The organism is Hominiventricola aquisgranensis (assembly GCF_040096225.1).
In the GTDB taxonomy this organism is placed as follows: Bacteria; Bacillota; Clostridia; order Lachnospirales; family Lachnospiraceae; genus Hominiventricola; species Hominiventricola aquisgranensis.
In genome coordinates this window covers 179,858-194,737 of the sequence record NZ_JBBMFC010000002.1, presented here as the reverse complement: position 1 = coordinate 194,737, position 14,880 = coordinate 179,858, and the positions used below count along the sequence as shown (strand labels likewise).

18 protein-coding genes are annotated in these 14,880 nt (G+C 44.7%); 1 reads left to right on the top strand and 17 read right to left on the bottom strand.

Features of this window, described 5'->3' with window-relative positions:
- The 16 genes from WMO62_RS01970 to WMO62_RS01895 form a co-directional block, all read right to left on the bottom strand.
- Positions 1–773 (bottom strand): ABC transporter ATP-binding protein (locus tag WMO62_RS01970; protein WP_349143630.1); only part of this gene is annotated, 773 nt, incomplete at its 3' end.
- Positions 774–1,000: 227 nt separating this feature from the next.
- Positions 1,001–2,083, bottom strand: coding sequence for a BMP family lipoprotein (locus WMO62_RS01965; RefSeq protein ID WP_349143627.1), 1,083 nt, complete (start codon positions 2,081–2,083; stop codon positions 1,001–1,003).
- An 88-nt stretch (positions 2,084–2,171) separates the two neighbouring features.
- Complete coding sequence (locus tag WMO62_RS01960) at positions 2,172–2,738, bottom strand: PBECR4 domain-containing protein (RefSeq protein WP_349143626.1); 567 nt, start codon at positions 2,736–2,738, stop codon at positions 2,172–2,174.
- A gap of 242 nt (positions 2,739–2,980) precedes the next feature.
- Positions 2,981–3,973 carry an adenosine deaminase gene (gene add, locus WMO62_RS01955; protein WP_349143625.1) on the bottom strand — a complete coding sequence of 331 codons (993 nt, stop codon included), beginning with the start codon at positions 3,971–3,973 and terminating at the stop codon, positions 2,981–2,983.
- An 18-nt stretch (positions 3,974–3,991) separates the two neighbouring features.
- A complete protein-coding gene (gene map / locus WMO62_RS01950) occupies positions 3,992–4,774 on the bottom strand; it encodes a type I methionyl aminopeptidase (RefSeq protein WP_349143624.1) in 783 nt (260 codons plus the stop codon).
- Between the two features lie 56 nt (positions 4,775–4,830).
- A complete protein-coding gene (gene hflX / locus WMO62_RS01945; RefSeq protein ID WP_349143623.1) occupies positions 4,831–5,943 on the bottom strand; it encodes a GTPase HflX in 1,113 nt (370 codons plus the stop codon).
- The gene (locus WMO62_RS01940) at positions 5,940–7,061 is read right to left on the bottom strand and encodes a DUF362 domain-containing protein (protein WP_349143622.1); all 1,122 of its coding nucleotides are present in this window, start codon (positions 7,059–7,061) and stop codon (positions 5,940–5,942) included. The genes hflX and WMO62_RS01940 overlap by 4 nt, the downstream gene beginning before the upstream one ends.
- Positions 7,058–7,735, bottom strand: a complete 678-nt coding sequence (locus WMO62_RS01935; protein WP_147600493.1) for a helix-turn-helix domain-containing protein — start codon at positions 7,733–7,735, stop codon at positions 7,058–7,060. The genes WMO62_RS01940 and WMO62_RS01935 overlap by 4 nt, the downstream gene beginning before the upstream one ends.
- 100 nt (positions 7,736–7,835) lie before the next feature.
- Entirely contained in the window at positions 7,836–8,153 is a 318-nt protein-coding gene (locus WMO62_RS01930; protein ID WP_349143621.1) for a hypothetical protein, read from the bottom strand.
- 123 nt (positions 8,154–8,276) lie between these two features.
- Positions 8,277–8,978: a GTP pyrophosphokinase gene (locus tag WMO62_RS01925; protein ID WP_349143620.1), complete on the bottom strand. Its 702-nt coding sequence runs from the start codon at positions 8,976–8,978 to the stop codon at positions 8,277–8,279.
- 58 nt (positions 8,979–9,036) lie between these two features.
- Positions 9,037–9,834 (bottom strand): nitrilase-related carbon-nitrogen hydrolase, encoded by a 798-nt coding sequence (locus WMO62_RS01920; protein WP_349143619.1) that lies wholly within the window; start codon positions 9,832–9,834, stop codon positions 9,037–9,039.
- A 7-nt stretch (positions 9,835–9,841) separates the two neighbouring features.
- Positions 9,842–11,227 (bottom strand): argininosuccinate lyase, encoded by a 1,386-nt coding sequence (gene argH / locus WMO62_RS01915; protein ID WP_117495938.1) that lies wholly within the window; start codon positions 11,225–11,227, stop codon positions 9,842–9,844.
- Between the two features lie 61 nt (positions 11,228–11,288).
- A complete protein-coding gene (locus WMO62_RS01910) occupies positions 11,289–11,480 on the bottom strand; it encodes a hypothetical protein (protein WP_349143618.1) in 192 nt (63 codons plus the stop codon).
- Between the two features lie 17 nt (positions 11,481–11,497).
- Complete coding sequence (locus WMO62_RS01905; RefSeq protein WP_349143617.1) at positions 11,498–11,701, bottom strand: hypothetical protein; 204 nt, start codon at positions 11,699–11,701, stop codon at positions 11,498–11,500.
- Complete coding sequence (locus WMO62_RS01900) at positions 11,694–12,284, bottom strand: helix-turn-helix transcriptional regulator (RefSeq protein ID WP_117495937.1); 591 nt, start codon at positions 12,282–12,284, stop codon at positions 11,694–11,696. The genes WMO62_RS01905 and WMO62_RS01900 overlap by 8 nt, the downstream gene beginning before the upstream one ends.
- Positions 12,285–12,367: 83 nt before the next feature.
- Positions 12,368–12,595 (bottom strand): HPr family phosphocarrier protein, encoded by a 228-nt coding sequence (locus tag WMO62_RS01895; protein WP_435390440.1) that lies wholly within the window; start codon positions 12,593–12,595, stop codon positions 12,368–12,370.
- 147 nt (positions 12,596–12,742) lie between these two features.
- On the opposite strand from WMO62_RS01895, the gene greA reads away from it, so the two are divergent.
- Positions 12,743–13,246 carry a transcription elongation factor GreA gene (gene greA / locus WMO62_RS01890; protein WP_349143616.1) on the top strand — a complete coding sequence of 168 codons (504 nt, stop codon included), beginning with the start codon at positions 12,743–12,745 and terminating at the stop codon, positions 13,244–13,246.
- 106 nt (positions 13,247–13,352) lie between these two features.
- Here the strand turns inward: greA and WMO62_RS01885 are convergent, their stop codons facing one another.
- The gene (locus WMO62_RS01885) at positions 13,353–14,720 is read right to left on the bottom strand and encodes an NCS2 family permease (protein ID WP_349143615.1); all 1,368 of its coding nucleotides are present in this window, start codon (positions 14,718–14,720) and stop codon (positions 13,353–13,355) included.
- Positions 14,721–14,880: the final 160 nt, after the last annotated feature.

The following is a 14,880-nucleotide window of genomic DNA, read 5'->3' as shown; positions in this document are numbered from 1 at the left end:
ACCTCACCCGGCTCCATCTCTTTCTTATCAACTTTGAAGTTGACATCGCGGCCCACCATCATAGCTGCCAGCTCGTTTTCATTCACATCTGCCACTTTCACTGTCTGGATATATTTACCCTGGCGGATAATGGTACAGTTGTCAGAGGATGCTGTGATCTCCTTCAGCTTATGGGTGATCAGGATCACGCTCTTGCCGTCAGCAGTCAGGTTCTCGATGATCTCCATGAGGCCTTCGATCTCCTGCGGGGTCAGGGAAGCCGTCGGCTCATCCAGGATCAGTGTCTCTGCACCGCGGTACAGAACCTTCAGGATCTCCACACGCTGCTGCATGCCAACAGAGATATCCTCCACCTTCGCATCCGGATCTACCTTCATGCCATAGCGTTCGGACAGTTCCAGTACCTTCTTCTTTGCAGTCTCCTTGTCAACGGTCAACCCTTTGGTCGGCTCCATGCCAAGGATAATGTTCTCTGTTACCGTGAATGGCTGGATCAGCATGAAATGCTGGTGTACCATACCGATCCCCATTTCGATGGCATCCTTGGGACTGTTGAAATGAACCTCTTTCTCATTGATAAAGATCTGACCGCTGGTCGGCTTATAGAGTCCGCAGAGCACATTCATCATGGTACTCTTTCCGGCTCCGTTCTCTCCCAGGATCGCATGTACCTCTCCTTTGTGTACGGTCAGATTGATGTGGTCGTTGGCTGTAAAGTCGCCGAATTTCTTCACGATGTCCTTCATCTGAATGACTACTTTACTCGCATCCATATGGCTTGTTCTTCCCACGTATACTGCCTCCTTTGTATTTCATTCATATATCTGTACAGAATCGCAATGCGCTTCCGCTTCTGTCTCCAGTGGACAGGAAAATCACAGATTATCTTCTCCATTAAAGACAGGAATGTTCAGACTTTGTTCTCTATATGCACCGACGGGGCTCTGCATACGCAGGCCCCGTATCGGACTACACATATTTTATTATGCTTCAGGATGCATTAGTCAAGAACGTATACATCTCCGTATGCTGCTTCGAAAGACTCTTTGTTATCCGGAACAACAACGTCGCCGCTGATAATCTTCTCTTTTACTTCGTCAACTGCTGCGATAACATCCTCAGAGATCAGATCCTGAGACGGAGCGATATCAACACCACCTGCTGCCAGGTCAAAGGTCTTCACGCCACCCTCAAGAGTTCCGTCGATCAGTTCCTGAACTGCCTCGTATACAGCATTGTCTACTCTCTTCATAGCAGAGGTAAGAACGGTATTCGGAGCGATGCTGGACTGGTCAGAGTCAACACCGATTGCATATACACCAGCCTCCTGGCAAGCCTCGATAACACCAAGTCCGGTAGCACCTGCTGCCTGGAATACGATATCAGCACCATTGGTGATCTCTGCATTAGCCATGGATTTACCAGTAGCGGAATCTGCGAAAGAGTTTGCATTCATCTGCTGAACAGTGATATCCGGGTTCGCATCGATAGCACCTGCACAGTAGCCGTATCCAAACTGGTTCATGGTCTCGTTGGTCATACCAACTACGAAACCGATGTTGTTGGTCTTGGTTGTCAGACCTGCAACGTATCCTACCAGGTAGGAAGCCTGCTCAGCTTTGAACATCAGGCTGGTAACGTTCGGAAGATCGATGGTCGCATCATCAATGATAGCAAATTTGGTATCCGGGTTAGCCTCTGCTGCCTCTCTGGTAGCATCTGCCAGCATGTAACCAACGCTGATGATCAGATCGTAATCCTCATCAATGAAGGTCTCCATGTTCGGTTTGTAGTCAGCGTCAGTAGCGGACTCCAGATAGTTAACGGTTACACCAAGCTCCTCGCCTGCTCTCTCAAGACCTTCCCAGGAAGACTGGTTGAAGGAACCGTCGTTAACTCCACCTACGTCAGTGATCAGACCGATCTTCAGGTCAGATACGTCAGCAGCTGCCTCAGCACCATCAGTGCTCTCATTGGTTCCTTCCTCAGTAGTAGTTGTGTCTGCGGAATTGCTGCTTCCGCATGCGGTCATGGATGCAACCATGGATGCTGCTAATAATACAGCCAGCATTTTCTTTTTCATAAGTTTCTCTCCTTTTCTATTTGTAAACAATAGTAGTTAATACTATAACATCTTTTTCAGGAAAAGGAAAGATGAAATTTATTCATGTTTACATTTTATTATATAATATTGTCTCTTTCCCATCCATCAGATTTATCTTTTTCTTATATAGCAATGTCCAGGAAGCCTGATTTTTCGTATAATCTGTTTTTTCCTCTGGGAAGAAAGACCTGCAAAAATATATATCTTTTGTTCTATAGGAAAGAAATAAAAACAAATTTCTATTTTCCATTTTGCTCTTTATCAAATAATCAGCATCTATCAAAGAAAATATATTAGCTTTTTTATTGTATTTAAATACGGTGTCGTTACTATCAAGGATTTTTTCCAACAATGGAAGAAAATGAATTCGACTTTGAATTTTACTGTAGAAATCAGAAGACTCAATTTTTTCAATATTTATGATACCGTTTGATATCTCATCAAATATTTTTCCTCTGTCACGATTCAACTCTGGCCTATCTGCCAAATACTGCAACCCCATCAGATGAAAGCAATCTTTTTTATCAAACCTTAGTCTCAGTGTTACAGAAACACCTTTTCGCCCCAGTATTATTACATATTCAGTTGTCAAAAGTGCTTTAAATGCATTCATACAGTCCAAAACTGTTCTCATCTTGCTTACCCTTTTTCCATTTCTGATGTAAATACAAAAGGCTCTGCAATATTGCAGAGCCCCTGACATTTTCTTTCAAGAACCATCGGTCTCTATCCAGATTGTGGTAAATGTCTAACCCTTATAAAGCTAATAAGGCACTGCTCTCTGGCACAACACCTTACATCATTGCTTGGCAGACACTCAAGTTGCCTGTCGTTATTATTATATTATCCTGCTTTTCTTATTATGTCAAACGAAACTTAACTAAATTTTCGCAGTTCTTTATAAAGTTCCTGCTTCACTGCATCATCTGCAAATGCTGCTTCCAGCGCATGTTCCATCAGAAGGATCATCTCTGGTTCTGCGATCACACCGGCATTTTCAAGAGATGACAGCTCCTGTATCAGATTCGTTCCGCTTACAGTACGGTTATCTGTGTTGACCGTCACCATCACACCGTTATCCAGAAACTCTCTGATAGGATACTCCTTCAAAGTCGAGACTGCGCGAGTCTGAAGATTGCTGGTAGGGCAGATCTCCACGCCAATATGATGATCCCGGCAAAGCTTCTGTACTTCCTGGAATCCTTTCATGGCAACTCCATGTCCCACACGGGCTGCTCCTGCATCCACTGCATCGATAATATTCTGAACGTTTCCACATTCTCCTGCATGAATAGTATACGGATAATCCAGCTTCTTCGCCTCGCGGAACAATTCCCTGAACTGGTTCATGGGCCAGGAAGCCTCATCGCCTGCCAGATCTGCTGCGCAGACACCCTCTCCTAAATATTCCCGGCAGCCTTTCAGCATGGCAAGGTTGGTCTCCAGATCAAAATGACGCATACAACACACAATCACGTTATAATAAGTTCCGCATTCTTTTCTCGCCTCTTCCAGGCCATCCAGAGTCGCTTCCATCACATCCCGGTAAGTCATATGGTCATTAATGGAACAGGTGGGCGCAAACCGAACTTCCATATAGCGGACATTTTCCTTTGCCACATCCAGCAAAAACTCCTTGCTGGCTTTCTTGATCCCTTCCCAGGTCTGCAGGCATTGGATCGGCAGATCAAATTTCTGCAGATACTCTGCCAGATTACGGCAGTCCGGCTCCACCTGAAGTTCTGACAATGCCACCGGTCTTTCCATAATCTCCTCAATACTTTTCTGTGTCAGGGAGCCATCCAGATGACAATGCAGCTCCAGCTTGGGTAATTCTCTTATAAAATTACTTCTGACAGTCTGACTCATAAAAGTCTCCTTCCCGCTTTAATAAGTCAATACCTCGTAACCCTCATCCATGACTGCTACGGTCACTTCCCACTGGGCAGATGGCATACCATCCTCAGTGTAAACAGTCCAGCCATTCTTTGCATCTACATAAAACTCAGGACTTCCCATATTGATCATTGGTTCAATGGTAAATACCATACCAGGCACCATGACAGGTCCGCTTCCTTTTGGAGATACATAGCTGACAAAAGGATCCTCGTGAAATTCCAGTCCAACGCCATGGCCTCCGATCTCCTCGACAACTGTATATCCCTGGCTCTTTGCATACATATGGATCGCATGCCCCATATTTCCAAGAGGTGCAAAAGGCTTCACCTCCATCAATCCCACCTGGATAGCCTCCTTCGCCGTCTTAACCAGCCGCTTCTTGTCCGCACTTACATTGCCAATACAGAACATACGGGATGCATCAGAAAAATATCCTTTATAAATGGTAGACACATCCACATTGATGATGTCCCCTTCCTTCAAAATCTCATCTTTACTCGGAATTCCATGACAGATCACACTGTTGACAGAGGTGCACACACTCTTTGGAAATCCTTCATAATGATAGGGTGCACAGATGGCTCCGTTATCCGCGGTCACTTTCCGTACCCAGTCATCAATCTCCTGGGTGGAAATACCTGCTTTGATATGTTCTTCCACAAAATCAAGCACCATCGTGTTGATCTTACCGCTTTCACGGATACCCTCAATTTGTTCACGGCTTTTTACCGGTACATTTCCTACTTTGATAACTCTTTTTTTCCCTCTCATGATGATCCTTCTTTCTTATTTTCAATATTAACCCTGCATTTGCTCCAGAATCGGAATTACTTTCCACACATATTCCAGATCAGTTCCACCAGTTCCGGGATGCCTTCTCCGGTCTTAGCAGACATATAGATCTTATGATCAATCACCCTTGGAAGCTTCCCTCCATCCGTTGTCTCTACCAGATCCGCTTTATTATATACATAGATTACCGGGATATCTCCGGCTCCCAGTTCTTTCAAAGTCATATCTGTCACTTCCCGCTGCATCCGGCAGGACTCATCAGAATAGTCCAGTACATGGAGCAGAAGATCCGCTTCCCTTGCCTCTTCCAACGTGGAACGAAATGCTTTGATCAGTGCTGTCGGAAGCTGATGGATAAATCCAACCGTATCAGACAGCAGAAAATCTCTGCCGCCTCCCATGCTGATCCTCCGAACAGTGGTATCCAGAGTGGCAAAGAGCATATTTTTTTCAAGCACCTTTTTAGATGCATCTCGCGTATATTTATCCAGAAGTTTATTCATCAGCGTGGATTTTCCTGCATTGGTATAACCAACCAGTGCCACTCTTGGAACTCCGCTTCCCTGACGCTTCTGTCGCTGGGTCTCCCTCTCTTTTGCAATTCTATCCAGTTCTTTTCGAAGTTCCGATATTCTCTTTTCAATTCTCCGGCGATCAAGTTCCAACTTTTTCTCTCCGGCTCCCTTATTCGCCACACCACTTCCACCGCCCTGACGACTCAGAGCTTTATGCATGCCTGTTAGTCTTGGCAAAACATACTGAAGCCTTGCAGATTCCACTTGCAGCTTGGCCTCTCTGGTTCTTGCTCTCGATGCGAAAATCTCAAGAATCAAAGTTGTCCTATCAAGGATCGGGCAGTCCAGAATATTCTGCAGGTTCCGCATCTGAGATGGCGTCAATGATCTGTCAAAGATCAGCACGTCCACCGGATGTTCCAACATATAGTCCTGCACTTCTCCCAGCTTTCCTCTGCCCATATACAGGGACGCATGTGGCTGCCGATCCATATTCTGGGTAATGGTCCCCACCACTTCCATGCCACAGGCCTCAGACAGAGCTGCCAGTTCTTCCATAGATTTTTTGAAATCTTCCCCGTCATTTAATTTTACACCAAGAAGCAGGGCACGCTCCTTTTGTTCTTCTCTCATCCTTCCCGTCTCCCTGTTTCTTTGATATATGCTTTCAAAAATTCGTACATCTCAATCTCCGTTGGCGGGCATCCTTTCAGACTGTGTGTAAATGCTTTTGTACAGTTGCCAACTCCTAGGTTACCACTCTTTCCGCGATATCCCTGTCCGATACAGATCTTTTCCTTAAAATCCTTGAGCAATCCATCCTGTTCCAACATATTCAGTGCCGGGATCAGATAGCCATAGCAAGCGCTGCAGGAATCCACATCTTCTGCCAGTTCCGCCAGCCGTACCATACGCTCCTTATCCGGTCTTGCCTCTTCCCTCTTATGAAGAGGTGCATGCAGTTCCAGGATCCTGGCTTGGGTAAGATCTGTGGATCCAGCTCCCATCCGCTCCGCAATCCCTATATAGGGCACTTCCTTAGTGTCATACTCCAGAAGCCGACACACATAGGAATCACATAATACCGGATCCAGACACGCAAATATCCGATCCATCTTTGATGGATTACCTCCATCCTCAAAACACAGGTCTCCACAGATACTGTCCACCAGAATAAAATTCTGAGAAATGCCAAGAGCTAGATGACCAATGGGATCATGAAGACCCATGGCATGAAATCTGCGTTTCTCAGAATTAGGCAGCATGCCTTTCATGTTTTTCAATGCACAGGTAATTTTTGTCTGACAGTGTCCTTTCATCACCGGAACGTTGATCATATAGTCCACTTCCGTGGCACAACGACAAATATGAAGTTCCAATCCGCCACAATCCATGGTTACTGCAGGTTCCTTCTGAGCATCGATCAGCTTTACCTGATATTTCTCTGCCAGTTCGTTATAGCCACAGACTTCAAAGGATTCCTCTGTCTTATCTCCCACCCAGGAGCCCTCCATGATCGTCAGATCCTGAAATCCATTTGCCTGCAGATACCGGATCAATCCCTCCACCACTTCCGGGTGGGTGGTTCCGCCTTCGGCTGCCAGCACCGGTGCCACCAGATTAGGTTTGATACCGATCCGTCTGTTCCGGTCACCAATCAGCTCCGCAAGCCCTGCCTCACGGAGCAGCTCTTCGGTCATATTTACATAGTCAGTTCCATAGGTCACCAAGATCTCATTTTTCTTCATCATTCATCTTCCATTATCTTTCCAAGTTCTTCCATGTCCATGATCCATACTTTACGTCCATCCACTTTGATCAGTCCCATCTTCTGAAGCTCCATCATGGTTCGGGACAGAGATGGTCTGGTCACTCCCAGATAATCTGCCAGTTCTTCCCGGTTCATATCCATAATGACCTGCTTCTGATCGAGGCTGTTGTCCATCAGCCACAGAGCAATCTTCTGACGCAGAGTGGTATTGGTAATAATATGAAGTTTCTTTGTCATCTGCAGGTTGTTTCTCGCCTCAATATCCAACAGATTCCGTACCAGCATCCGATGATGCTCACAGGCATTTTCGCAGAATCCATAGACGAACTGACTGGGCAGCACCAGCACTTTTGAAGTCTTCACTGCCACCGCCTCATACCAGCAATATTCATCTCCTGCCACAGAAAAGCACTCACCAAACACTTCCAATTCATGGATCTGAAACAACAAATTACGCTTACCGGAGGGAAGATGCTTGGCAATCTGTACTTTTCCATCCAATAATAAATACAGATACCGGGATCTGTCTTCTTCTCCGAAGATCACACTTCCCGCCGTATATTCTCTTACCTGTGATTTGGAACATTCCAGCATTCTCTCTGCTTCCTCCCTGGTGATCTGGCGGAACAGACTGCTCTTCAGATAATCTTTCATCCTTTGTTAACCCTCTTTTTCAGACACGAAAACGGGAATGCTGTAAGCATTCCCTCTTCTCTTACATGTATGATATTATACTGTACCAAATGTTACTTGTCTAGCCCTGTGCTTCCATTCTGGCTTTCAGAATCTGCTGCTGAAGCTGTACATTTCGGATCTGTCCTTTCAGATTATCCAGTTCTTCCGTATCTGCACCGGAAGTCTCTTTTTCCTCTAGTGTCTCTGTCAGTTCTTCCTCGGTCTGACACTGTCTGTTATACTCTTTTTCCATAGAACCGGTGCTGTATCCCGTTGTCTGCGTGTTTTCCTCCAGGGCAGCTTCTTCTGCAGCCTGCACCTGCAGCATGGTCTCTTCATGAGATGCAAATCCTGCCCCTGCACCTACTGCCAGCATAGCTGTCAGCAAATAAATCATCCGAACTTTTCCTATGAGCATCACTGCCACCCTCTTTCTGTCTTGATGGGAGTAGTATAACCCATGTTTTTTAAATTCAGGCAATGAAATTATTAAGATTTCCGAAAGATTATCTGAAATATCTTACATTTCCCCTTCTTCCATCATATTACGGATCTCCTGCATGCGCAGATCCACACTGCTGATGGTATCAGCACATTTTTTCAGCTCTGCTGCGATCAGTTCCGGATTTTTTACATTTTTCTTGTATTTCAGCTTGTGGTCCAGACTCGCCCAGAAGTCCATGGCAATCGTACGAAACTGCACTTCTACCCGCACATATTTCTTCTCACTGGATAAGAAGATCGGAATACCGATGATCAGATGGAGACTACGATATCCATTATCTTTGGGATGTTTGATATAATCCTTCACCTGAAGCACATTCAGATCATCCTGCGCTGCCAGCATATCTGCCAGATAATAGATATCCTCCACGAAGGAACAGATCACGCGGACACCTGCCACATCATTTAACTTGTCTTCAATATTATCTACAGTCAGATCCCAGCCCCGGCGACGCATTTTTTCAATGATACTCATAGGTTCTTTGACACGACTCTCAATGGACTCAAATGGATTTCGCTCATGCTGCAGGGAAAACTCATCATTTAACACCTGCAGCTTGGTCTCCATCTCACGAATCGCACAACGATACTGCATCATCAGCTTCATAAAAGGCTGAACTCTTCCCAGAAGAAGATCTCTCTCCTCTGATGTCATGGACGCCAGAATTTCCAGTTCCTGGTTGGTTCCCTTTTTTGCCTGATCTCCACTTTCATACATATGTTTTTACCTTCCCCATCTGTTGTTTTGTATATTCTCTGTAAGTCTATGGGAATTCTTATATTTCATAAAACTGACGGTACAGTGCGTCTCTCCGGTCCTTCTTTACCGGAAACTGTGTTCTGACTTTCTTTACCTGATCGTCAATCTCATAAATAAACGCACACTCGCCCGGCTGTGCATCGGCAGGCATCAATGTCTCCCCGCTGCACAGCGCTCCATCTGGTCCATACAGTCTTGAATCCCCCGTGTATGTCTGACCATCCATATCTCCCACACAATTTACTCCTGCAATGTAACACTGGTTTTCGATGGCTCTCGCCTGTAAAAGACTGATCCAGTGCTCACGTCTTCTTCCCGGCCAGTTTGCCGGGACAAGGATCAGATCTGCCTGACGGGACAAAGCCTGAAAGGCTTCCGGAAAACGCAGATCATAACAGATCTGCACTCCCAGATGATATCCTCTATATTCGCACACCGGAAGTAAAGTCCCTCCCTGAAAATACCGATCTTCCCCACTGTAACTAAACGGGTGGAGCTTCGTGTATTCCAGAATCTCACCTTCCGGTGTCACAATGGAATATCGGTTCTCGCAGAACTTTCCCACATCTTTCACCCAGCCGATTCCCACAGCCATCTGATACTTACGGGCAAGTCTTTCTGCTTCTGCCACTGTGATGTTATCTGTCTCTTTTGTCAGTTCCGTATGCATGGAAAACCCTGTAAGGCTCATCTCCGGCAGTACGAAGAGATCTATGTTCTTCTCTTTCAGAAGTTCCACCCAGTTCTCTACTCTGGCAAGATTTGCCGCCTTATCTTCCCAACGGATATGCATCTGTCCCAAAGCAATCTTCATAATTGAATTATTTCTCCAGACTGTTCAGCCATTCTCTGCCGACTTTGATCTGACGACGCACCTCAGACGGAGCAGTTCCGCCGAAGGATACCCGTGCATCCACACAGTTCTTGATGCTGATATCGCCCAGAAGCTCTTTGGTCACACGACTGTCGATCGACTGCAGATCTTCATCTGTCAGATCTTCAAAATCGCAATTCTTATTCTCACACATTTTTACCATATGTCCAACAATAGAATGTGCCTCACGGAACGGAATCCCCTGTTTTGCAAAATGTTCTGCGATATCTGTTGCATTCAAGAAACCTTTGCCTAACTGCTTCTCAATCTGATCCATACGGAATTCCGTCTTATCTAACATCTTTGCAAAAATATCAATGGTTGCTTTCCACGTATCAACTGCATCGAACAGACTCTCTTTGTCCTCCTGGAAATCCTTATTGTAAGCCAGCGCAGTTCCTTTCATAACAGTCAGAAGCTGCATCAGATCTCCGTATACACGACCCACTTTTCCACGGATCAGCTCTGCCATATCCGGGTTCTTCTTCTGGGGCATAATGCTACTTCCCGTGCAGAAACTGTCATCAATGGCAATATAAGAAAACTCAGAAGAATTCCACCATGCGAACTCCTCTGCCCAGCGGGACAGATGCATCATGGAAATTGATGCATCGCTTAAAAATTCCAGGCTGTAATCGCGATCACTGACTGTATCCATAGCATTCTCTGTCGGTGCTTTGAAGCCCAGCAGCTCACTGGTCAGATGACGGTCAATGGGCATGGTAGTTCCTGCCAGTGCACAGGCTCCCAGCGGATTGTAATTCATTCTCTCCAGTGCATCATTCAGACGCTCGATGTCACGCTTGAACATCTGGAAATATGCCATAAAGATGAATCCGATGGTGATCGGCTGTGCATGCTGCAAATGAGTAAAACCAACCGTAATCTGATCTGCATATTTCTCTGCCTTCTTAAGGATCACGCTCTCCAGATAGCACAGACTGTTCAGGATCTCATAGATCTCTTTTCTCAGATACAGCCGGGTGTCTACCTGGCACTGATCGTTACGGCTTCGGGATGTATGTAGCTTCTTGCCCACATCACCGATCTTCTTGATCAGACGGCTCTCCACACCCATATGAATATCTTCATCATCCACATTAAATACGATCTTGCCATCTGCGATCTCCTGTTTGATCTCTTTCAGACCTGCAATGATCTGCTCTTTTTCTTCCTCGGATACGATGCCCTGTCTGCCCAGCATGGTCACATGGGCAATACTGCCGTCAATATCCTCATTGTACATTCTCTGATCAAAAAAGATGGATGCATTGTATTTTTTTACAAGCTCATCCATGTCTTTCTCAAATCTTCCGCCCCACAAACTTGCCATTTGTCTTTGCTCCTTTATCTCATATGTCATTATGCGTTATTTATGCAATTCAATTTTTTAATTATACGTTATGATCAGCGTATGCGTCAAGTGGAGGAAATGTAGCATTTTTCCTAGCTTTCGCCGCTTTTAAAATATCTGCAAGATTGTCTCCATTCAGGACTTCCGGATAATGATCCTGAAATTCAAGCAAAATATCTTTATTTTGCCGTTCTTCCTCACGAATCTTCTTATACAGTTCTTCCAGATCCAAATTTTGATAAGTAGCTTCTATAAATATGCGTGAAGACTCTGGAATCTTATCATAACCACCATATAAGTCATCTCTCTGAAGCCATAATTGATCAGCACCGAAGCCCCACCGATCAAAATAATCTCTGCAGGAATTCTAGACCCGTTTATCTTACGAAATTCTTTCGCTAATTCTTTCAGACAACTATCCAGATTATCACGGGTAAATAATGTATCAGACAATATTTCTTACCTCGCTCTCCACAATGTTAAATCGTAAAAATTCAGGAATTGCTTTCTTTTTTGCCTCCTTCTTTACCTCGTCATTATGTGTCACTGCCGCCCGAATCAGCACACTGGAAGGATACACTTCCTGCTCCAGTTTCTTACTTCGTATGTCATTATAATTTGTACACACCGGCAAATCGTTTACTCTGGAAAGATAATCTACCATTCCAAGTAAATACAATGATTCTGCATACCATTTTTTTCTGTACAGTTCCCTGATTCGATTCGTCTCCAACGTCTCAATAATAAAATCAAGGTCCCCTTTATCCTTTACCTGATGACAGGTATTGCTCTTAAATGTTTCAAAAGAAACCCGATAATCCACTTTTAATGTACTGTTCTGCTCATCTGCTTCCAGAAGTGCATCAACCGACACATTCAGAGCTTTTGCAAGTTTATACAACGTCCCTGCAGAACATTTCTCCATTTTTGTTCTTCCGCTGCAAATATCTGATATTGTCGTCTGCGGAACACCGCTGACTTTACTTAACTTATACCGACTCATTTTCGCATCTTTAAGAATGTCATCAATAATCATGGTGCCACCTCCATATGCATTTATTATATCGGCATACCGAAGTATAATCAAGTGCAAAATCGGAAGTTATAAAGTATATTTTCCTACACAATGTACCCTTGCAATGCATCCAATATCCGCCTGTCATCAGAATGGATCAGTAACTCCACAGGTCTGGAAAGGTCACAGCTGCAGATTCCTATAATAGATTTGGCATCTACAAGCCGATTACCTCTGCCAAGATCAAATTCCCCGTCAAACCGATTGATAATATTGACAAATGCACGGACAGAATCAATATCCCGAAACTGAATGTTCACTTTCTGCATCATAAGTCCTCCTTGTCAGACTCTTTATTATATGATATGGAAATTGTTTCCAGTATGGGAAGGAGTTATACCGGAATCATCAAAGAATGATGTTCCTTTCCTCGTTTTTGTGATATAGTAATGCTATTGAGGCAAGGAGGATGATCTATTATGAAAGAAAAGCTTACGCCAAAAGACATTGAAAAAATACAGGCTGAGATCGACCACCGGAAGCTGGTGCTTCGTCCACAAATTCTGGATGCAGTACGCGAAGCCAGAGCCCAGGGCGATTTAAGTGAGAACTTTGAATATTCTGCAGCCAAAAGGGAAAACGGAACTAACAACAGCCGGATCCGCTATCTGGAAAGAGTTCTGAAAAATGCAGTAATTGTAGAAGATCATACTACTTCTGATGAGATTGGACTGAACAAGACTGTGACTGTCTATATTCCAGAAGATGACGAATGCGAGACTTATAAAATCGTAACCAGCATCCGCGGTAATTCCATGAAGAATCTCATCAGCATTGAATCCCCCCTTGGCAAAGCACTGCTTCGCCATCATGTAGGCGATAAGGTGATGATTCCGGTCAGCTCAGATTATAGTTACGAAGTAGAGATTAGAGAGATCAAAGATACCAGCGATGAAGAAGATGATAATATCCGGGCTTTTTAAGCTTGCGATAATATTCCATGAAAAAGAGACCGACATTTCTGCCGGTCTTTTTTCTTCTTCGATATTTCACCAATACCGTAATTTTCATTTACTCATATTACACTGTTTAGATCAGTACATATTTCAGCAGGAACATCACTGCCAGTACATACATGACCGGGCTGATCTTCTTCTCTTTTGCTTTTCCGCTCACCAGATTCAGCACTACATAAGAGATCACACCCATGGAGATACCCTCAGAGATGCTGTAGAAGAACGGCATTGCTGCGATACAGATGAATGCCGGGATGCCTTCTGCATAATCTGTAAAATCGATCAGACCTACCTGATTTACCATGTAGAATCCTACGATGATCAGTGCCGGAGCAGTTGCGAAGGACGGAATAGCCAGGAACACCGGGGACAACAGCAGAGACAGCAGGAACAGAATCGCCGTGGTCATGGAAGTCAGACCTGTTCTTCCTCCTTCTGTAACTCCGGATGCACTCTCTACAAAAGTGGTTGTGGTGGAAGTACCCATCACAGCACCAGCGGTCGTTGCAACCGCATCTGCCATCAAAGCACCTTTGATGCGTGGCAATCTGCCTTCATCATCCAGCATGTCTGCCTTGGAAGCCACACCGATCAAGGTTCCCAGAGTATCAAAAATATCCACGAACAGGAATGCAAAAATGATCACTACAAACTCAGCAATCGGAATGGCTGTAAAGTCAAGCTTCATAAAGATCGGAGCCAGGCTCGGAATGGACAGTCCTGCGGAGAAGTCCGGCAGAAGACTGTAATATCCGATCTCAGCATTCGGTACATACAGACCGGTAAACTGACAGATAATGCCCAGAAGCCAGGTGATCAGAATACCCCAGAGGATATTTCCCTTTACTTCTTTGAGCACCAGAATAGCTGTAATAAATACACCAATGATCGCCAGCAGGACACAGATTCCTGCATCATTCATCGTTGCACCCTCAACTGCATCCAGTGAGAACAGCTGTACCAGCGTTGCACCGCCAACTACGATTTTGGCATTCTGCAGGCCGATAAATGCGATAAAGAATCCAATTCCTACAGATACCGCTTTTTTCAGGTTCATAGGAATAGAATTGAAGATTGCCTCTCTTACATTAAATACAGACAGTACAATGAAGATCAGACCTTCTACAAATACAGCTGCCAGAGCTGCCTGCCACGGATACCCCATACCGATGACTACTGTATATGCAAAATATGCATTAAGTCCCATACCTGGTGCGAGAGCAAACGGATAGTTGGCAAACAATGCCATGCATGCCGTTCCCAGAAATGAAGCAAGTACAGTCGCGGTAAATACAGCTCCTCGATCCATGCCCGCTGCACTTAATACGTTCGGATTGACTGCCAGGATATACGCCATGGTCATAAATGTAGTAATACCTGCCAGAATCTCTGTTTTCACTGTAGTGTGATTCTCCCTCAGCTTAAACACTTTCTCTAACATGATGTCAGATCCCTCCATAGTTATTTTTTTAATTTTCAGCATCTTCACACAATACAAGGCCGGACAAAATGCAATCATTTTGTCCGACCCGCATCTGTGCTTTTATAACACTGTTACAAATAGTAACATATTCTATCTGAGTTAACAAGTTATTTCAGTA